Raw genomic sequence first — 19,649 nt, 5'->3', positions numbered from 1 at the left:
TGGCGGGCCATCAGCCCGTCGCTGATGGCCCGCCGGGTTCTGCTCGCTCGCCCTCCCACTCCGGGTGCCCGCGCGGACCGCTCGATCGTGGACGCGGCCACCACCGCCCGCACACCAGGACGACCTGCCTGAATGCGAGACTTGGCCGGTACGGGACGAGCACCGGGAGACGAGCATGGACGAGGCACGGGCGCGCGAACTGCTGGCCGCCGCGGCACTGAGCGACCCCGGCGGTCTCGCCGGAGCCGCCGAGGCCGAGCTGCTGGCCCTGGGCGAGAACGCGGTCTTCGCGCTGCCCGGCGCCGCGCACACCCCGGCGGACGCTCTGGTGGTCAAGGTCGGCCGCGATGCCACCGCCCACCCCGAGCTCCTCGACCGCGCCGAGCGCGAACTGGCCATCGCCACCTGGCTCGCCGAGGCCGGCATCCCCGCGGTCCGGGCCGCAGAACCCGAGCCCCGGCTGGTCGAGGGCCACCCGGTGACCGTGTGGCACCGGCTGCCCGCCGCCGAACGCCCGGCCACCCCGGCCGATCTGGCCGCACTCCTGCGACGCGTCCACGCCCTGCCGGAGCCTCCCTTTCCGCTGCCCCGCCGTGAGCTCCTCGGGGGTGTCGAGCGCTGGCTACGCCTGGCCGGTGACGCGATCGACCCGGCCGACGCCGCGTATCTGAGGGCCCGCAGGGACGGCTTCGCGGCCGCGGCCGCCGCGCTCACTCCCCATCTGCCGCTCGGCCCCATCCATGGCGACGCCCTCCCCCGCAATGTGCACATCGGCCCCGAAGGGCCGGTCCTGGTCGACCTGGAGACGTTCTCCGCCGACTTCCGCGAACACGACCTGGTCGTCATGGCGCTGTCCCGCGACCGGTACGGCCTGCCCGCCGAGCAGTACGACGCGTTCGTCACCGCCTATGGCTGGGACGTACGCGAGTGGGACGGCTGCGCGGTGCTGCGGGGCGCGCGGGAGACGGCCAGCTGCGCCTGGGTCGCCCAGCACGCCCCCACCAACCCGAAGGCGCTCGACGAATTCCGCCGCCGCGTGGCCTCGCTGCGCGACGGGGACCCCGCGGTCCGCTGGTATCCGTTCTGAGCGACCCGCCGGGCGCGCCCCGGCTCCGGCCTCAGGCCTGGGCCTGGGCCTGGGCCGGGGTCAGTTCGCGCAGCGGCCAGGAGCCGTCGACGACCGCGTCGGCCGTGCCCTTCGTGCGCAGGAACCGCTGGAAGTCGGCGGCCCACTCGGCGTACCAGTGGATCTGACGGTCATGCAGCTCCCCCGGTGCGAGCCGCGCCACCTGCGGGTGGCGCTCGGCTATCGCCACGGCCACCCGGGCCGCCGCCAGGGCGTCCGACCCCGCGTCGTGCGCCGCCTCCAGGACCACTCCGTACTCGACACACACCGCTTCGAGGGTGCGCCTGCCCTTGCGGTAGCGGTCGACCGAGCGGTCGATCGTGTATGGATCGACGACGGGCCCTATGGGGGCTCCGTCGAGCCGGTCGGTCAGCGAGGGCAGGTGGTGCCGCCGCAGCTCGGCGGCGAGGAGCGTCAGATCGAAGGCCGCGTTGTAGGCGACCACGGGCACGCCCCGGCGCCAGTGCCCGGTCAGCGCCTCGGCGACCTCGTCGGCCACCTCGGCGGCGGGCCTGCCCTCAGCCGAGGCCCGTTCGTTGCTGATCCCGTGGACCGCGGAGGCCTGCGCCGGGATCCGTATCCCCGGATCCGCGAGCCAGCCGCGCCGCCCCACCACGTCGGCCCCCCGCAGTTCGACGATCGCGGCCGTCACGATGCGCGCCTCGCGCGGCTCGGTGCCGGTCGTCTCCAGGTCGAAGCCGACCAGCGGCTCCAGGTGCCAGCTCATGCTGCCCCTCCTTCGTGGTGCTTTCCCCCAGTTGACGACCACCCTCGCACGCGGCACTGACAATCGGCCGGGCGGCCGGAATCCATCGAGGAAACCTCGCCACAATTCAGGACACGGGGCGCGAATCAGTCCAGACGGACTCGAACTCCTCGCGGTACGTCTCGAAGAGCCCGTGCTCCACGTCCTGGCCCGGCCGCACGACGCCCCGCCGCCCGCCCCCGCGCAGCACCAGCACCGGCGCCTCCATCCCCCGCGCGCGCCGCAGATAGGACTGCACGACCGCGACGCCGTCCGCGCCGTCGCCGTCCACGAGGTAGGCGGTGAAGCGCGGCGTCTCGTCGAAGACCTGGATCTCGAAGGCCCCCGGATCGCGCAGCCGGGCCCGCACCCGCCGCATGTGCAGAATGTTCATCTCCACGGAACGGCTCAACTCGCCCTTCTTCAGGCCGAGTTCACGCTCACGGCGCTTGACGGCGCTGCTCGCCGGATTGAGGAAGAGCAGTCGCACGCGGCAGCCCGACTCGGCGAGCCGCACCAGTCGGCGGCCCGAGTAGTTCTGCACCAGGAGGTTGAGCCCGATGCCTATCGCGTCCAGCCGGCGGGCGCCGCCGAAGAGGTCCTCGGCGGGCAGCTGGCGCTGCAGGCGCACCCGGTCGGAGTGCACGGAGACGACATCGGCGTACCGGTCGCCGACCAGTTCCTCCACCGCGTCGATGGGCAGGCGGTGTGCGCCCGGGGCGCCGCCCGCACCGCCGAGCACGTCCAGGAGCCGCGCCGAGGCCCGCTCCGCCTGGGCGAGCACGGCCTCGTTCAGCGCCCGGTTGCGGGAGACGACGTTGCGCGCCACCTCCAGCTCGTCCAGGGCGAGTTCGACATCGCGCCGGTCGTCCACATACGGCTCGAAGCAGGGCCAGTGCTGCACCATCAGCTCGCGCAGCTGCGGGAGCGTGAGGAAACTGAGCACGTTGTCGTCCGCGGGGTCGAGCAGATAGCCCTTGCGGCGCGAGACCTCGCGGACCGCGACGGCGCGCTGCACCCACTCCTGGCCCGCCGGCCCGGCCGCCGCGACCACCCAGTCGTCGCCGTGGACCGGCTCGTAGATCGGCCGCAGGACGGCCGCCACCACGGCGCGCAGCCGCTGCTCCACCAGGTTCAGCCAGATGTAGGCACGCCCGGCCCGCTGCGCTCGCGTACGCACCTCGCTCCAGGCGTCCGCGCCCCAGTCCAGCTCCGCCCCGATCTCCATCGGACGCGCGAGGGAGACCGCCCCGGGCGGGATGTCGCCGGACTCCCCCTCATGACCCGTGTCACCAGGGGGCAGCTCAAGGCCTCCCGAGCTCACCCGCGCACCGCCTTCCGCCCCCCGGCAAACCCCTGCGGGCCCGACCCGCCCCGCACAGCCTTCAACGATCAAGGAAGGGTACTCCGGGAGCCGGAGGCGCTGCAGCCCGATGCCGAGTCGAGTTTCCCAACTCGGCAGAGGATACGGCCTGTTCTGATGGGCACTATCTGACGGGGTGAGCTGATTCATAGCGCTTGCCCGCACCGAGCTGACCGGGGTCACCCATTGGCGCACGCGCACGTCCTGGGTGACCGTCGTCTTTTCAGGGAGGATCTGGCCGAACAGCCCCTCAGCACCCCGAGCGGAAGTGGAAGAGTCTTGCCCATGCAGGTATGGCCGGGACAGGCTTACCCACTCGGCGCCACGTACGACGGCGCCGGGACCAATTTCGCGGTCTTCTCCGAGGCCGCCCGTCGGATCGAGTTGTGTCTGCTGCACGACGACGGCTCGGAGACCGCCGTCGAGCTGCGCGAGTCCGACGCGTTCGTGCGCCACGCCTATCTGCCCGGCGTCCTGCCGGGCCAGCGCTACGGCTTCCGGGTGCACGGACCGTACGAGCCGCAGCAGGGACATCGCTGCAACTCGGCGAAGCTGCTGCTCGACCCGTACGCACGTGCCATAAGCGGCAGCATCGAATGGAACGAGTCGGTCTACGGCTACCACTTCGGGCGGCCCGACAGCCGCAACGACCTGGACTCGGCGCCGCACACGATGGCCTCGGTGGTGGTCAACCCGTTCTTCGACTGGGGCGACGACCGGCCGCCGCGGACCGACTACCACCACACCGTCTTCTACGAGGCCCACGTCAAGGGCCTGACGATGCTCCATCCGGAGCTCCCCGAGGACCAGCGCGGCACCTATGCGGCCCTCGCCCATCCGGCCGTCATCGACCACCTCACGCAATTGGGCGTCACGGCCCTTGAGTTGATGCCGGTGCACCAGTTCGTGAACGACCACCGGCTCGCGGACGCCGGGATGTCGAACTACTGGGGCTACAACACCATCGGGTTCTTCGCCCCGCACAACGCCTACGCCTCCTGGGGCGACCGCGGCCAGCAGGTCCTGGAGTTCAAGCAGGCGGTCCGGGCGCTGCACGAGGCGGGCATCGAGGTCATCCTCGACGTCGTCTACAACCACACGGCCGAGGGCAACCACCTCGGCCCGACCCTCTCCTTCCGCGGCCTGGACAACGCGCAGTACTACCGGCTCGCCGAGGACCCTCGCTACTACGAGGACACCACCGGCACCGGCAACAGCCTCCTCATGCGGTCCCCGCACGTCCTCCAGCTGATCATGGACTCGCTGCGCTACTGGGTCACCGAGATGCACGTGGACGGCTTCCGCTTCGACCTCGCGGCGACGCTGGCCCGCCAGTTCCACGAGGTGGACCGGCTCTCCTCGTTCTTCGACCTGGTCCAGCAGGACCCGGTGGTCAGCCAGGTCAAGCTGATCGCGGAGCCGTGGGACGTGGGCGAGGGCGGCTACCAGGTGGGCAACTTCCCGCCGCTGTGGACCGAGTGGAACGGCAAGTACCGCGACACCGTACGGGACTTGTGGCGCGGCGAGCCGCGCACGCTGGCCGAGTTCGCCGGGCGCCTCACCGGCTCGTCCGACCTCTACCAGGACGACGGGAGGCGGCCGCTGGCGTCCATCAACTTCCACACCTGTCACGACGGCTTCACCCTCAACGACCTCGTCTCGTACAACGACAAGCACAACGACGCCAACGGCGAGGGCAACCGGGACGGCGAGAGCCACAACCGTTCCTGGAACTGCGGCGTCGAGGGCCCCACCGACGACGGTGAGGTGAACGCGCTGCGCGCCCGGCAGATGCGGAACTTCGTCGCCACCCTGATGCTGTCGCAGGGCGTGCCCATGCTCAGCCACGGCGACGAGTTCGCCCGCACCCAGGGCGGCAACAACAACGCGTACTGCCAGGACACGGAGCTGTCGTGGGTGCACTGGCCGGACCCAGGTGACGACGCCGACGGCACGCTGCTGGCGTTCACCCGGGCCATGGTGGGGCTGCGCCGGGACCATCCGGTCTTCCGGCGCAGGCGCTTCTTCCACGGCCGCCCCGTGCAGGGCACGCACGACGAGCTCTCCGACATCGCCTGGTTCACCCCCGAGGGCGAGGAGATGGCGGACCGGGACTGGCAGTCCGCGAACGCGAAGGCGCTGTCGGTGTTCCTCAACGGCAACGCGATCTCCGAGCCGGGCCCGCGCGGCGAGCGCATCGGTGACGACTCGTTCCTGCTGATGTTCAACGCCAGCGCGGAGGAGATCGACTTCGTGGTGCCGGTCAACCACGGCCGGCAGTGGCAGGTGGTGGTCGACACCGCACGGCCCGAGGGCGTGCCGCCGGGTGAGGGCCCCAAGGTGGCCGCGGGCGAGCGGGTGGTGTTGATCGGGCGGAGCCTGACCGTGCTGCGGCGTCCCGCCTAGCGTCCCCTTCCGGGGCCTCAACGGCCGTGACCTGTGCCGGAGTCCGATGGTCAGTGGGCTCCGGCACAGGGCGGCCGTGTACGCGACCACCGTTCGGTCGGCCGTCGACCGGGGATGCCGGGGGCGCCGGGAGACGTCCGGAACCGGGCCGGTCACGGCGACCAGGGGCACCCTGCCCGGTCGGCACCTGGCCGTCGGCAGCCGTCCGTGGAAGGAGCACGGGAAGCAGCGGCCCCGGCAGGGCAGGCACCTTGCGCAGGCCTGCGGGGATCCGGCCATCGGGCGAAGCCGAAGCGGCCGACCGGGGCATACACGGGGACCGAAGGAACAGAAGCGGCCGGACGGGGTACGTAGGTTCATATGACCCAGCCCACCGCGACCTACCGGCTCCAGCTCCAGCCCGGTTTCCCGTTCGCCGCCGCCGAGGAGGCGCTGCCCTACCTGGCGGAGCTCGGAGTCTCACATCTGCATCTGTCGCCGGTCCTGGAGGCCGTGCCCGGCTCGGCCCACGGCTACGACGTCACCGACCACTCCACCGTACGTGAGGAGCTGGGCGGCGAGGCCGGACTGCGCCAACTGTCCTCGCGGGCACGCGAGTTCGGGCTCGGCCTGATCCTGGACATCGTGCCCAACCACATGTCGGCGGCGGCGCGCCACAACCGTCAGCTGTGGGACGTGCTGCGCTCCGGCCCGGCCTCGCCGTACGCGTCGTGGTTCGACATCGACTGGGCGGCGGGCGAGGGGCGGGTCCTGCTGCCGGTGCTCGCCGGGCCGCTGGGCGCGGAGCTGGACCGTCTGACGGTGGACGGCGACGTACTGCGGTACGGCGAGCAGTGCTTCCCCCTGCGGGAGGGCACGGCGGGCCTGCCGCTGCCGGAACTGCTCGACGCCCAGTGGTACCGGCTCGGCTGGTGGCGGCTGGCCAGGACCGAGCTCAACTACCGGCGCTTCTTCACCATCGCGGACCTGATCGGCATCCGGGTGGAGGACGAGGACGTCTTCGCCGCGACGCACGCCAAGATCCTGGAGCTGGTCCACGACGGAGTCGCGGACGGGCTGCGCGTCGACCATCCGGACGGCCTCGCGGACCCCGAGGCCTATCTGCACCGCCTGAACGAGGCGACGGGCGGCCGCTGGACGGTCGTCGAGAAGATCCTCACCGGCGACGAGCGGCTGCCCGCGGGCTGGGCGGTCGCCGGGACCACCGGGTACGACGCGCTGCGGCACATCGACGGCCTGTTCACCGACCCGGCCGGACTTAAGGAACTCGGCGGCCAGTACCGGGAGTTCACCGGGGTGAGCGGCGATCGGGGCGGGCACTGGGCGCCGACGGTGCGCCGCGCCGCCTACCGGGTCCTGACGCACGAGCTGGCGGCCGAGACCGAGTACCTGGTGCGCCTGGCGGGGCGCATCTGCGCGGCGGGCGCACCCGAACTGCGCGATCACGCGCCCTGGGCGCTGCGGCTCGCCCTGCGCGAGCTCCTCGTCCGCGTGCCCGTCTACCGCCCCTACCGGTTCGGTGGGGAGCCGGCGCTGCCCGCCTCGGCAGCCCTGGAGACAAAGGCGGCGTTCCCGGTCGCGGAGGAGTCGGCGGCGGTGGACGTGGTGCGGGACCTGGCCCTCGGTCGGCTCGGCGAGGGCCAGGAGCGGGAGCGGTTCCGTACCCGCTTCGCCCAGACGTCGTCGGCGCTGCACGCCAAGTCCGTCGAGGACACGGCCTTCTACCGGTACACGCCCCTGCTCTCGGTGAACGAGGTGGGCGGGGACCCGGGGCGGCCTTCGGTGGATCCGGGCGAGTTCCACGCGTTCTGCTCCCGCCTCGCCCGTGACTGGCCGAGCACCGGCACGGTGCTGTCCACGCACGACACCAAGCGCAGCGCGGAGGTGCGGGCCCGCATCGCGGTGCTGTCCGAGTGCCCGGGGCGGTGGGCCGCCCTGCTCGACCGCGTGGCGGGGGCGCGGGCGCCCGATCCGCATCTCGCCTGGGTCGCGTGGCAGACGTCGGTCGGCCTCGGCGGCGCGGCGGAGCCGGAGCGGCTCGGGGCGGCGCTGCTCAAGGCGGTGCGCGAGGCCGGTCTGCACACGGGCTGGACGGAACAGGACCCCGGCTACGAGAAGGCGGTGAGCGACTTCGTCGAGGCCGGTCCGGGCGGGCAACTGGCTTGCGCAGTAGAGGAGTTCGCGCGGGAGACGCGGTCCGCCGCGCGGGCCAACAGCCTCGGCGCCGCGCTGCTGCATCTGACGATGCCGGGCGTGCCGGACCTCTACCAGGGCACGGAGGCGGAGTACGCGGCGCTTGTGGACCCGGACAACCGGCGTCCGGTGCGGTTCGACCCGGCCGCCCTCGCCGACCCCGGCGACAAGCTCCGGGTGACCTTGGCGGCGGTGCGGCTGCGACGTGAACTGCCCGGGGTGTTCGGCGAGTCGGGGACCTACGCGGAACTGACGGCCCTGGGCCCCCGCGCCGCGCACTGTGTGGCCTTCTGCCGCTCGGGCGAGGTGGTGACGGCCGTGACCCGGCTCTCGCTGCGTCTCGCGGAAGCGGGCGGCTGGGCGGACACGCGGCTGCCGCTGCCGGAGGGCCGCTGGGCCGATGTCCTGGAGCCCGGGCGGCAGTTCACCGGGGCGGTGGACCTGGCGGACCTGTTCGCCCCCTTCCCGGTGGCGCTGCTCAGGAGGGCCACACCAGGAGACGGCGCGGGGAGCGGGTGAGCAGGCCGCTCTCGGTCGGCTCGAAGGCGTCGGCCCTGCGCAGCCCGGGCATGGCGGTGAGCAGGGCGCTGACCGCGCACTCCGCCTGGAGTTCGGCGACCCGGGCGACCGGGCAGTCGGCGGGGCCGAGGGCGAGGGCCTCGGGGGCGGTGCGGTGCAGGTCGAAGCGGTCGGGGTCGGGGAAGCGGTCGGGGTCACGGTTCGCGGCCCCGACGAGCAGGGCGACCGCGGCCCCGGCCGGGACGGTGCCGCCGGATATGGAGAGGTCGCCGACGGCCCGGCGGAGCACCACGTGGACGGGCGGGTTGCGCCGCAGCGCCTCGTCCCACGCCTGCCCGATCAGCGCCGGGACCGCCCTCACCAGCTCCAACTGCTCGGGATGGTCGAGGAGGTTGGCCAGGAGTGAGGCAAGGGCCTGGCCGGTGAGCGCCGCCTGGTCCGCGCAGCGCGCCGCGAGGAGCGCCACCCCGGTGCCGCCCCGGCGGCGGCCCAGGTCCGTGGCGGCGGGTGCCTCCGCGCGGTTGCGGTCGGGCGCCGAACCGGTGCGGCCCATCACGGCGGCGTAGGAGCGTCCGGTCGCGGCGGCGATCGTGCCGGTCGGGAGCCAGCGGCAGAACTCCTCGACCAGGTCGGCCTCCCGGCGTCCGGCGAGCCGCCGGGCCAGTACGTACGCGGTGCGTGCGCACACCTCGCGCAGCAGCGCGAAGGCGCTCTCGGGCGCGGCGTACTCCTGCGCGCAGCGCACGGTGCCCGGCCCGCAGCACGACCCGTCGCGGGGTCCGGCGAGGCCGGGGGCGCCGAACGCGGGGGCGACATCCGCGTACCGGCTGACCAGCCAGGCCCCCAGTCTGCCGTCCCACAGCAGGGGGTGGTCCTCGCGCAGGGTCCGGTAGAAGGCGTACGGATCGCGACGGGACGCGGGAGCGAGCAGCGAGAGGGTGCGGGGCGCGGTGGCGACGGCCGGGGCCGTTGCCGCCCCGGGCGGCTCGACGGTCGTCATGGCGCGCCTCCCCGCTCGGCGCCCGGCGGGGCGCGGTCGGGCGGCTTCGAGCGGTCCCGCTCGGGCGCCGCCGGGCCCGGTGACTGCTCTCAGCGGACCACCTCGGCCGGGCAGCCGCGATCGGCGTTCGGCCGTACGGGTGAGGGCTCACGCCGGCCGTACGGCGCTGAGCCGCGCAGCAGTTCGGTGAAGGAGGCCGCGGCGCCGACCAGCTCGACCCGTGAGAACACGGTCAGGGGGCGCTTCCAGGAGGGCTCGACGCGGAGCAGCACACAGTCCTCACCGATCCCGCCGCGCACCACGTGGGTAGGGGCGGCGACCACCCCGACCCCGGCCGCGGCCATCCGTACCGCCGTCGAGGTGTGCTCGGTGCGCACGACGGTGCGCGGGGTGAACCCGGCCCGTTCGCAGACCAGGTCGAGGAAGGGCCGGCCGTCGACGACGGGCTCCATCGCGCACCGCACCCAGTCGTGGTCGGCGAGTTCTTCGAGCCGGACGGACGAGCGTCCCGCGAGCGGATCGTCGAAGGCGACGACCAGGGCGACCTCCTCCTCACCGACGGGCACGACGGGGCCCTCCCAGCGCTGCGGAGGGGGCCCGACGGCGAGGTCGGCGGCGCCCCGTTCGAGCGCCTCCTCCAGCGCCTCGGCGGTGGCGTACTCGTGAAGGATCAGCCGCACGCCGGGGTGGGTGCGCCGCCAGCGGGCGAAGGCGTCGGGCAGCACGCCGACGGCGATCGCGTGCACGGAGGCGATGTGGAGTTCGCCGCCCTCGGCACCGGCCGCCGCGCGGGCCGCGCGCTGGGCCTGGAGCGCGCTGCGCACCGCGAGCCGGGCGTGCGGCAGGAAGGCGCGGCCCATGGAGGTGAGCCGCACACCACGCGGCAGCCGTTCGAGCAGCTCGCCGCCGACGGACCTCTCCAGCGCCTTGATCTGGTGGGACAGCGCGGGCTGGGTGACGTGCAGGAGCTCGGCGGCCCGGGTGAACGACGCCTCCTCGACGACCGTGACGAAGTACTCCATCTGTCGCAGGCTCACTCCATGTCCCCCTGGTCCCGCTGGTCTCGGGTGCCCCCTGCACGCCATAAGCATTGTGCATCGGTGTCACAAGAACATTGCCTTGGACTCATGGCAGCGGCGGGGCGGAGGCTTGCCGCATGACCGATCCCATGATGACGCCCCCGACCGAACCCCTGGCCACGTACGTGACCGAGCCCGTGACCGGACGCGCGGGCGACCGCGTGACCGAGAGCCCTGGGGCCGGGTCCCGCGTGGCCGATGTGATCGTGATCGGCGGCGGAACCGGCGGCTATTCCACCGCCCTGCGGGCCGCCGCCCTGGGCCTGACGGTCGTGCTCGCCGAGCGCGACAAGGTCGGCGGCACCTGCCTGCACCGCGGCTGCATCCCCAGCAAGGCGATGCTGCACGCCGCCGAACTGGTGGACGGGATCGCCGAGGCGCGCGAGCGGTGGGGGGTGAAGGCGAGCGTGGACTCGATCGACTGGCAGGCGCTGGTGGCGAACCGCGACGACATCGTCTCCCGCAACCACAAGGGCGTGGAGGGCCATCTGTCGCACGCGCACGTCCAAGTGCTGCGGGGCGGGGCCCGGTTGACGGGCCCCAGGAGCGTCCATGTCGAGGGTCACGGACACGTGGTGGCCCGGCGCGGCATCGTGCTGGCCACGGGGTCGCGGCCGCGCATGCTGCCGGGGCTGGCGGCGGACGGGCGGCGCGTGGTCACCAGCGACGACGCCCTGTTCGCCCCCGGACTTCCCCAGTCGGTGCTGGTCCTGGGCGGCGGCGCGATCGGCGTCGAGTACGCCTCGTTCCACCGCTCGATGGGCGCCCAGGTCACGCTGGTGGAGGCCGCCGACCGGCTGGTGCCGCTCGAAGACGCCGATGTCGGCCGCCACTTGACGCGGGGACTCAAGAAGCGCGGCATCGATGTGCAGACCGGAGCCCGCTTCATCGACGCGACCGTCCTGGAGAACGGGGTGCGTGCCTCGGTGCGCACCGCGCGCGGCGAGGTCCGCACCCTTGAGGCCGAGCGGCTCCTGGTCGCGGTGGGCCGCGCTCCGGTCACCGACGGGCTCGACCTGGCCGCGGCCGGACTCGCCGTCGACGAGCGGGGCTTCGTCGCCCCGGCCGACTGGTCGCGTCTGGAAACCGCGGTCCCCGGCATTCATGTGGTGGGCGATCTGCTGCCGCCTCCCTCCCTCGGTCTGGCCCACGCCTCGTTCGCGGAGGGCCTGTTGGTCGCCGAGGCGCTCGCCGGGGTGGGCTCCGCGCCGGTCGACTACGCGGCGGTGCCCCGGGTCACGTACTCCTCGCCGCAGACCGCTTCGGTGGGACTGACCGAGGCGGACGCCCGCGGCCGCGGACACGACGTCGTGGTCAACACCATGCCGCTGACGGCGGTCGCCAAGGGCATGGTGCACGGGCAGGGCGGGGTGGCGAAGGTCGTCGCCGAACGCGAGGGGCGGGTGCTCGGCGTCCACCTCGTCGGCCCGAACGTCTCCGAGATGATCGCCGAGAGCCAGCTGATCGTGGGCTGGGACGCCGAGGCCTCGGACGTGGCCCGCCACATCCACGCCCACCCCACGCTCTCGGAGGCCGTCGGCGAGACCTTCCTCACCCTGGCCGGACGAGGCCTCCATCAGCAGTGAACGCTCCAAGTCCCCTGCCCGCACGCCTACTTACCGGCCGGACGGACCAGGGGTCACCGGCAGCGCGTACCGCACCTTCGCCTTGCCGGTGGCACCCAGGCGCTCGTAGAACCTGACCGCCCCCTCGTTCCACTCCGGGGTCTGCCACTGGATCTCCACGAGCCCGAGCGCCCGTGCCTCGGCCGCCACCGCCTCCATCAGGAGCGGTCCGAGGCGCAGGCCGCGGTGGCCATCGCGCAGGAACAGGCAGTCCATGTGCAGGTACTCGCGGGCGTCCCAGGTCGACACCTCCGGTGCGCAGGTGGCGTATCCGACGACCTCACCGCCCGGTATCTCGGCGACCAGGCAGCGCAAGCGGGGCCGCTCGGCGGTGAAGAGCAGCGCGCCGAGCCGCTCGGCGAAACCGGGTGCCGGACCGGCCGACTTCTCGTACGCGGCGTGCTCCGCGGCAAGTTCGGCCAGGCGGGGCAGGTCGGCGGGGCGGGCGTGCCGCACCCGAGGCTGATCGTTCATACCGCCATGATGCGACACCCCACTGACAACACCCCGAGTCAGCGGCATTAGCCCTGGTCAGCAGCGCTGCGGGAGCGGAAGGGGCTCAGCGGGTGGCGAGCCGGAAGGCCATCCGGCCGAAGCTGACCTGATCGCCGTCGGCCACGGCCACGGCGCCCGTCACCCGACGCCCGTTCACACACGTCCCGTTGGTCGAGCCGAGGTCGCGCAACTGCCACATCCCGGCCTGGAAGACGAGCTCGGCGTGCACGCGCGACACCGTCTCGTGGCTCAGCCGGAGCCCGTTGGCGGGGTCGCGGCCGATCCGCAGCGGGTACGGGCCCGGCGCGGGGAACAGGAGCTTCGGCAACCGCTCGCCCTGCCAGGCCCTGCGCAGCGAGACGGAGAACTCCGAGACCCGGCCGACCGCCCCGAAGACCGCCTTCGACCAGCGGCCTCCGCTCTGCAAGTCGGCGGTGAGGGCGACCAGTTCGTCGGACCGGCGGGCGGCCAGGGCCAGCTCCATCCGGCGCAGGAACGTGTCGTGCGACAGCTTGCCTTCGGCGGCGCCCTCGCGCAGCACCTCCAGCACCCGGTCGCGCTCCGCGTCGGAAAGCCGAGCGGGCGCCGAGGAGGTCGGGAACTCGAAGGAGGGCGTCACATCAGCGATTGTCCGTCCCCGGGGCCGGACGTGTCCAGCAGCGGGCCGCCCTCCCCCGGGAGCCCGCCCCCACGTTCGCTCAGGCGCTGACCTGCGACGCAGAGAGACCGGTTCCGACAATTGCCTTGCCGACCACACCTCGTGCGCTGTTAGGGTCTGCCGACTTCGTAAACCTCTGAGGGGACCCTCTTGACGACTTCCGCGTCGGACGTGACCATTCGTCCGCTCGCCGGGCCCGACGAACTCGGGCTCTTCCACCAGCTTTCCTACGTTCTCGACCACGAACTCGAGGACGATCTGGCCACTGGTCGCCGCATCCCGGACTGGATGTGGGTGGCCCTGCGCGACGGCCGGGTGCTGGCGCGCATCGCCTGGTGGACCGCGAAGAGCGGCGGGCCGCCGCTCAGTCTCGACTTCTTCGACGTCGACGACACCCTGCCCGCGGCGGAGCGCCACGAGATCGGCCTGCGGCTCCTGGAGACCGCCACCGCCGAGGTCGTCCCCGCGGGCGCGGACCGCCCCGAGTACGGCCGCTTCGTGCCCGGCGACTGGCGCGAGGACGCCGCCGCCCGCGAGGTCGTCGAGACGAGGCTGAACATCCTCGCCGCCTCCGGCGCGACCCCGCTCGTCGAGCGGCTGCGCCTGGAGTGGCGTGCGGGCACCCCGGTCCCCGAGCCCTCCACGAGGCTGTCGTTCCGGCCGGCCACCGACCGCGAGGAGCTCATCGCACTGATGACGCTCGTCGTGGAGAACTCGCTGGACGAGCACACCCGCGAGGAGCTGCGCACCATGACCCCGCGCGAAAGCGCGGAGCGCATGTACGAGGAGGAGTTCGCGACCTTCAGGTCGCCGCCCACATGGTGGCGGATCGCCGAGCTCAAGGACGGCGGCGGGCCCGTCGGGTTCGTGATCCCGGCCCGCAACAACTACAACCCCGTCATCGCGTACATCGGGGTGCTGCCCGCCCATCGCGGCCACGGCTACATCGACGACCTCCTCGCCGAGGGAACGCGCGTCCTGGCCGCCCAGGACGTGCCCCGGATCCGCGCCGCCACGGACCTGCCGAACGTCCCCATGGCCAACGCGTTCGCCCGCGCGGGCTATGTCACCTTCGAGCGCGCGATCAACATGGTCTGGAAGTAGTCCCGAATTGCGGGCGTGTCCCCCTCCTGTGTCGCACCATGGTCGCAACCGGCTACGACAGGGGGACCGCCAGTGCTGTTCGAAGTGTGGGCGCCGAACGCCGACCGGACCGCCCTTCTTCTGGAGGGCGCGACCCATCCCATGACCCGCCATCCCGTGCGCGCGGGCTGGTGGCTGGCCGAGGCCGAAGGGCATCCCGGCGACCGCTACGGATTCGTACTGGACGACGGCCCGGTGCGGCCCGACCCGAGGTCGCGCCGCCAGCCCGACGGCCCGGACGGCCTCAGCGCGGTCGTCGTCCACGACACCTTCACCTGGCAGCACCCCTGGGCGGGCCGCCCGCTCCAGAGGGCCGTCCTGTACGAGCTGCACGTGGGCACCTTCACACCCGAGGGCACCCTGGACGCGGCCGTTCAACGGCTGCCCCACCTGGCCGAGTTGGGCATCACGCACATCGAGCTGATGCCGGTGTGCCCCTTCCCGGGGCGCCACGGCTGGGGGTACGAGGGGGTCTCCCTGTGGGCGGTGCACGAGCCCTACGGCGGGCCCGACGCGCTGAAGCGGTTCGTCGACGCGGCGCACGCCCAGGGGCTCGGCGTGGTCCTGGACGTCGTGCACAACCACCTCGGCCCGTCCGGCAACCACCTGCCCGCCTTCGGGCCGTACTTCACGGACACCCACCACACGCCCTGGGGCTCGGCCGTCAACCTGGACGCCGCGGGCTCCGACGAGGTGCGGGCCTACCTCCTGGAGAGCGCGCTGGCCTGGCTGCGCGACTACCGCCTGGACGGGCTGCGGCTGGACGCGGTGCACGCGCTGGCCGACACCCGCGCGTTCACCTTCCTGGAAGAACTCTCGACGGCGGTCGACGTGCTCGCCGCCGAGCTGGGCCGGCCGCTCTTCCTCGTCGCCGAGTCCGACACCTGCGACCCGCGCACCACCACGCCGCGCGGCGAGGGCGGCCTCGGCCTGCACGCCCAGTGGAACGACGACTTCCACCACGCCCTGCACACCGCCCTCACCGGCGAATCCCAGGGCTACTACGCCGACTTCGCACGCGCCCCGCTCTCCGCCCTCGCCAAGACGTTGACCAGGGTGTTCTTCCACGACGGTACGTATTCCAGCTTCCGCGGCCGCCTCCACGGCCGCCCCGTCGACCGCGCCCGCACCCCCGCCCACCGCTTCCTCGGCTATGCGCAGACCCACGACCAGATCGGCAACCGGGCCCAGGGCGACCGCCTCTCGGCCTCCCTGTCGCCGGGCCTGCTCGCCTGCGCGGCGACACTGACGCTGACCAGCCCGTTCCCGCCGATGCTCTTCATGGGCGAGGAGTGGGGCGCGCGCACCCCCTGGCAGTTCTTCACCGACCACACCGACCCCGACCTCGCGCGGGCCGTACGGGAGGGCAGGCGGCGGGAGTTCACGTCCCACGGCTGGGCCGCCGAGGACATCCCCGACCCCCAGGACCCGGCGACGCGGCAGCGCTCGTGCCTGGACTGGACGGAGCCCACGGGCGAGCCGCACGCCAGGCTGCTGGCCTGGTACCGCGAGCTCATCGCCCTGCGCCACGCCCGGGCCGATCTGACGGACCCCGACCTGGCGGCCGTCAAGGTGGCGTACGACGAGGAGGCACGCTGGCTCACCTACCGGCGCGGCGACCTGCGGATCGTGGTCAACCTCTCCAAGGAGGCGGTCAGGATCAGGCTCGGGGGCGGCGGCCGGGTCCTCGCGGCCTGGGAGCCGGTCGGAACGCCGGGCGCGGACGGGGTGCTGCTGATGCCGCCGGAGTCGTGCGCGGTCCTCGACCGCTGAGGCCCGCGCAGTCAACGCCCTTGACGAGGGCGGCGGTTACTCGACGATGGCCATGGCGCGGTCGGTGTTGTTGAAACGCCGCCCGCCGTCATCCGTCACGGTGACGATGTCCTCGATCCGGACGCCGAACCGGCCGGGCAGATAGATGCCCGGCTCGATGGAGAAGCACATCCCGGGCACGAGCGGCCGCTCCTCGCCCTCGATCATGTACGGCGGCTCGTGCGTGGTCACGCCGATGCCGTGGCCGGTGCGGTGGATGAAGTACTCGCCGTACCCGGCGTCCGCGATCACCGCGCGGGCCGCGCGGTCGATGTCCTGGCAGGCGACGCCGGGCCTGACCGCCTCGAAGCCCGCCTGCTGTGCCGCGCGCACCACGTCGTGGACGCGCCGCTCCTCCTCGCTGGGCTCGCCGACGTGGACGGTGCGGGTCGTGTCGGAGCCGTAACCGTGCTTGAGGCCGCCGAAGTCGAGGACGACCATGTCGCCGTGCCCGATCGTGCGGTCGCCGGCCTCGTGGTGCGGGTTGGCGCCGTTGGGCCCGGAGCCGACGACGGTGAAGTCCACCTGGGAATGGCCGTACTTCATCAGGAGGGCGGCCAGATCGGCGGCCACCTCCGTCTCCTTGCGGCCCGCGAAACGCACCTTCACGATCTCGCCGTACGCCTCGTCCGCCGCCGCGCCCGCCGCTTCCAGGCGGGCCAGCTCGTGCTCGTCCTTGACGGCCCGCAGCATGGGCAGCGCCTCGGTCAACGAGACGTACGACGTGCCGGGCAGCTCCTTCTGCAGGCCCAGCAGATGCATCGCCCACGCGTTGTCGCTGACCCCGAAACGCCCGTCGACGTCGAGGAGCGGGGCCGTCACGGTGTACGGGTCCTTGCCGTCGGTCCAGTCCCGCAGGGTGAGCGCGGCGGCCCCGGCCGCGTGCGCGGCGTCGGGCGCCTCCAGGGTCGGCACGACGAGGACCGGGTCCTGGCCGGCCGCCAGCACCAGGACGGTGAGCCGCTCGGTGATGGCGGTCGGCTGGTAGCCGGTGAGGTAGACGAGATCGGGGCCGGGCGCGACCAGCACACCGGCCAGCCCGGCATCTGCGGCGGACTCGGCGGCGCGAGCCATCCGGGCCCGGTAGTCGTCGGCGGTGAAGGGTGCGGGAGTGGGCGTCGTAGGCATGGCCTCATCCTGCCCGGACGCCCCCACGCCCGCGAGGGGAATGAACGGCCCGGCCGCCCTCCCCCGATCCCGTTCAGCCGGTCACAGTCCCTCCGTCTCCTCGTCGACGAGGCGCTCGAGCAGTTCGCCGAACTCCTCGCCCACCACGATGCGCAGCCCCTCGCCGTCCCGGTCGCTGAGCTGGGTGAGCGTGCCGCCGCGCCACCAGTAGACGTACGGGCTGATCGACCCGGGAGTGTCCTCGTACCCCGAGGCCGCGAACGAGGCCATGGCGTTGAGGGCGAGCACCATGCCGGAATCGCGGATGACGTGGAAGGCGAGCTGGTGGCGGAAGGGCATCGCCACCAGAGCCCCCTCCGGCGGGAGCTCGCGTCCCGTGACCTGACGCACGACGGCTTCCAGGGCGAGCACGCGACTCGCCGTGTAGAAGGAGTCTCCGACGACGAGGTCGAAGCGCATCCCGTCGTCGCCCTTGACCGTCTCATGCGCCTCGACGGGCAGCTCCCGCAGATTGCGCAGGGCCTGCTCACGCAGGTCGGGCACCTTGCCGAGCGGTTCGAGAGCCTCGTCGGTGAGCATCATGACGCTCTCCGGTAGGTCGAGCGCGAGGATCTCGTAGAGCCCGGGCGCGACGCTGCGCGCATAGCCGAAGCTCTGTGCGTCGAGCCCGTCGCCGCTGATCACCCGGGGATAGAGCTGGGCCCGGATCTGCTCGGGAGCCATGGTTTCGAGCGCAGAGGGCGCTTCCATGGTGCGCAGCACCATGCCGACGTGCTTGCGAATCAGTTCCGGCCACACCCGCGGGCCGCGCGGTTCGTTGTGGCAGACGGCCGCGAGGTTGCCGAGGCCGAACTGGCGGCCGGCGCTGTCCTTGACCATGTCCGCGTAGACGGTGACCTCCAGGCCCAGCTCGGCGAACGCCTCCCGGACCACGGCACGGAAACGGGCGCCCTCGTCGGTCGAGAAGAAGCCGAACTCGGGGTCCCTCGGAACGTCGCTCGCGTCCCGCTTGGGCCCTCGTCGGAATATCCCCACGTCTGCTGCCTTCCCCTCGCACAGTCGCCAGAGCTGCGAGCCTACCCAGTGAGCGTGCCGGTGATGACAAGATCCGCCCGCGCGCGCCCCTCGGCCACGAGACGTGCGTTGACCTCGTCGGACTCACTGACCCATCGCTCGGCCCGAGGCCGGGGTCGGCCGTGCCGCACATGCCGCTCGACGAGTCTGCGCACCCGCTCGCCGTCGTCGAGATGGAGATACCAGACCTCGTCGACGAGATCCCTGACCTTCGCCCAGTCCCCCTCGTCGTGCAGCAGGTAGTTGCCCTCGGTGACGACGAGCGGCACCTCCGCGGCGACCGGAATGCTCCCGGCCAGCGCCTCCTCCAACGACCGGTCGAAGTCCGGAGCGTAGACCACCGTGCCACGTTCCGGCGTACGCAGCCGGGCGAGCAGCGCGGCGTATCCGGCGGCGTCGAAGGTGTCGGGCGCGCCCTTGCGTTCGGTACGTCCCAGACGGCGCAGCTCGCGGTTGGCCAGGTGGAACCCGTCCATGGGCACGAGGACGGCCTGGCCGCCGAGCCGCTCCACCAACTCCCCCGCCAGCGTGGACTTTCCGGCGCCGGGCGGCCCGGCGATGCCGAGGATGCGGCGACGGCCGGGAACGACGAGCCCGCGGGCCCGCCCGACCAGCCGCTCAAGGTCGAGTTCCATCCCCGCATTGTTCCACCGCCTCCCGGGCCACCCACGTAGTACGTATAACCTTGGGGGCATGCCACACATCGCACTGATCACGCTTGTCGTCCGCGACTACGACGAAGCCATCGACTTCTACACCCGGGCCCTGGGCTTCGAACTGGCCGAGGACACCGATCGCGGAGACGGCTCGCGCTGGGTGGTGGTCCGGCCGCGCGGCACCGGCGACGGCGCGGTCTCGCTGCTCCTGGCTCGCGCGAAGGACGAGGCCCAACGGGCGAGCGTGGGCGCCCAGACCGGTGGCCGGGTCGGCTTCTTCCTCCATACCGAGGACTTCAAGGGCGACCATGCCCGGATGCTGGCGGCCGGGGTGCGCTTTCTGGAGGAACCCCGCCACGAGCCGTACGGTTCGGTCGCGGTGTTCGAGGACCTCTACGGAAACCGCTGGGACCTGCTGGAGCCGGCGGCGGGGTAAAGCTGCGTATACCGACGGCGCAGCTCATGCCACAACGCGAAAAAGCCCCGCACCGTGACCTGTATTCCTACAGATCTGGTGCGGGGCTTTCCCCACAATTTGTTCGGCGGCGTCCTACTCTCCCACAGGGTCCCCCCTGCAGTACCATCGGCGCTGAAAGGCTTAGCTTCCGGGTTCGGAATGTAACCGGG

General features: G+C 72.6%; 16 protein-coding genes and 1 rRNA gene. 7 read left to right on the top strand and 10 right to left on the bottom strand.

Annotated elements, in window-relative coordinates; all coding sequences use genetic code 11:
• The first annotated feature begins 175 nt into the window (after positions 1-175).
• Complete coding sequence (locus tag DT019_RS34870) at positions 176-1,087, top strand: phosphotransferase enzyme family protein (RefSeq protein ID WP_114041007.1); 912 nt, start codon at positions 176-178, stop codon at positions 1,085-1,087.
• A 31-nt stretch (positions 1,088-1,118) separates the two neighbouring features.
• On the opposite strand, the gene DT019_RS34865 is transcribed toward DT019_RS34870, so the two are convergent.
• Both DT019_RS34865 and DT019_RS34860 read right to left on the bottom strand, forming a co-directional pair.
• The gene (locus DT019_RS34865) at positions 1,119-1,853 is read right to left on the bottom strand and encodes a 3'-5' exonuclease (RefSeq protein ID WP_114041006.1); all 735 of its coding nucleotides are present in this window, start codon (positions 1,851-1,853) and stop codon (positions 1,119-1,121) included.
• A gap of 106 nt (positions 1,854-1,959) precedes the next feature.
• Positions 1,960-3,195, bottom strand: coding sequence for an SAV2148 family HEPN domain-containing protein (locus DT019_RS34860; protein ID WP_114041005.1), 1,236 nt, complete (start codon positions 3,193-3,195; stop codon positions 1,960-1,962).
• Between the two features lie 324 nt (positions 3,196-3,519).
• Here DT019_RS34860 and glgX point away from each other — a divergent pair, with 324 nt between their 5' ends.
• Both glgX and treY read left to right on the top strand, forming a co-directional pair.
• Positions 3,520-5,640 carry a glycogen debranching protein GlgX gene (gene glgX / locus DT019_RS34855; protein ID WP_114041004.1) on the top strand — a complete coding sequence of 707 codons (2,121 nt, stop codon included), beginning with the start codon at positions 3,520-3,522 and terminating at the stop codon, positions 5,638-5,640.
• A 360-nt stretch (positions 5,641-6,000) separates the two neighbouring features.
• On the top strand, positions 6,001-8,352 hold the full coding sequence (gene treY, locus DT019_RS34850; protein WP_114041003.1) for a malto-oligosyltrehalose synthase: 2,352 nt from the start codon (positions 6,001-6,003) through the stop codon (positions 8,350-8,352).
• Here treY and DT019_RS34845 read toward each other — a convergent pair.
• Positions 8,312-9,352 (bottom strand): cytochrome P450, encoded by a 1,041-nt coding sequence (locus tag DT019_RS34845; protein WP_114041002.1) that lies wholly within the window; start codon positions 9,350-9,352, stop codon positions 8,312-8,314. The genes treY and DT019_RS34845 overlap by 41 nt on opposite strands.
• An 89-nt stretch (positions 9,353-9,441) precedes the next feature.
• Complete coding sequence (locus DT019_RS34840; protein ID WP_189390212.1) at positions 9,442-10,374, bottom strand: LysR family transcriptional regulator; 933 nt, start codon at positions 10,372-10,374, stop codon at positions 9,442-9,444.
• Positions 10,375-10,508: 134 nt separating this feature from the next.
• Here DT019_RS34840 and lpdA point away from each other — a divergent pair, with 134 nt between their 5' ends.
• Positions 10,509-12,017, top strand: a complete 1,509-nt coding sequence (gene lpdA, locus DT019_RS34835; protein ID WP_223279912.1) for a dihydrolipoyl dehydrogenase — start codon at positions 10,509-10,511, stop codon at positions 12,015-12,017.
• A 30-nt stretch (positions 12,018-12,047) separates the two neighbouring features.
• Here lpdA and DT019_RS34830 read toward each other — a convergent pair whose 3' ends face one another.
• Together DT019_RS34830 and DT019_RS34825 are read right to left on the bottom strand one after the other, a co-directional pair.
• On the bottom strand, positions 12,048-12,530 hold the full coding sequence (locus DT019_RS34830) for a GNAT family N-acetyltransferase (RefSeq protein WP_114041000.1): 483 nt from the start codon (positions 12,528-12,530) through the stop codon (positions 12,048-12,050).
• Between the two features lie 85 nt (positions 12,531-12,615).
• Complete coding sequence (locus DT019_RS34825; protein ID WP_114040999.1) at positions 12,616-13,170, bottom strand: DUF1707 and FHA domain-containing protein; 555 nt, start codon at positions 13,168-13,170, stop codon at positions 12,616-12,618.
• Between the two features lie 189 nt (positions 13,171-13,359).
• On the opposite strand from DT019_RS34825, the gene DT019_RS34820 reads away from it, so the two are divergent.
• Together DT019_RS34820 and treZ are read left to right on the top strand one after the other, a co-directional pair.
• Positions 13,360-14,313: a GNAT family N-acetyltransferase gene (locus tag DT019_RS34820; protein ID WP_114040998.1), complete on the top strand. Its 954-nt coding sequence runs from the start codon at positions 13,360-13,362 to the stop codon at positions 14,311-14,313.
• Between the two features lie 72 nt (positions 14,314-14,385).
• Positions 14,386-16,125 carry a malto-oligosyltrehalose trehalohydrolase gene (gene treZ / locus DT019_RS34815; protein WP_114040997.1) on the top strand — a complete coding sequence of 580 codons (1,740 nt, stop codon included), beginning with the start codon at positions 14,386-14,388 and terminating at the stop codon, positions 16,123-16,125.
• A 36-nt stretch (positions 16,126-16,161) separates the two neighbouring features.
• Here the strand turns inward: treZ and DT019_RS34810 are convergent, their stop codons facing one another.
• The 3 genes from DT019_RS34810 to DT019_RS34800 all read right to left on the bottom strand — a co-directional run bounded on the left by DT019_RS34810 (position 16,162) and on the right by DT019_RS34800 (position 19,001).
• Positions 16,162-17,292: an aminopeptidase P family protein gene (locus tag DT019_RS34810; protein ID WP_114040996.1), complete on the bottom strand. Its 1,131-nt coding sequence runs from the start codon at positions 17,290-17,292 to the stop codon at positions 16,162-16,164.
• An 81-nt stretch (positions 17,293-17,373) separates the two neighbouring features.
• Positions 17,374-18,327, bottom strand: coding sequence for a hypothetical protein (locus DT019_RS34805; protein ID WP_114040995.1), 954 nt, complete (start codon positions 18,325-18,327; stop codon positions 17,374-17,376).
• Between the two features lie 41 nt (positions 18,328-18,368).
• Positions 18,369-19,001 carry a nucleoside/nucleotide kinase family protein gene (locus DT019_RS34800; protein WP_114040994.1) on the bottom strand — a complete coding sequence of 211 codons (633 nt, stop codon included), beginning with the start codon at positions 18,999-19,001 and terminating at the stop codon, positions 18,369-18,371.
• 58 nt (positions 19,002-19,059) lie between these two features.
• Between DT019_RS34800 and DT019_RS34795 the strand changes: the two genes are divergently transcribed.
• Positions 19,060-19,458 (top strand): VOC family protein, encoded by a 399-nt coding sequence (locus DT019_RS34795; RefSeq protein WP_114040993.1) that lies wholly within the window; start codon positions 19,060-19,062, stop codon positions 19,456-19,458.
• Between the two features lie 101 nt (positions 19,459-19,559).
• Here the strand turns inward: DT019_RS34795 and rrf are convergent.
• Positions 19,560-19,649 (bottom strand): 5S ribosomal RNA (rrf, locus tag DT019_RS34790); the annotation flags it as partial.

Source organism: Streptomyces sp. SDr-06, assembly GCF_003324565.1.
In the GTDB taxonomy this organism is placed as follows: Bacteria; Actinomycetota; Actinomycetes; order Streptomycetales; family Streptomycetaceae; genus Streptomyces.
The sequence above is the reverse complement of the archived record's forward strand: the minus strand, read 5'-3'. Positions and strand labels throughout refer to the sequence as shown.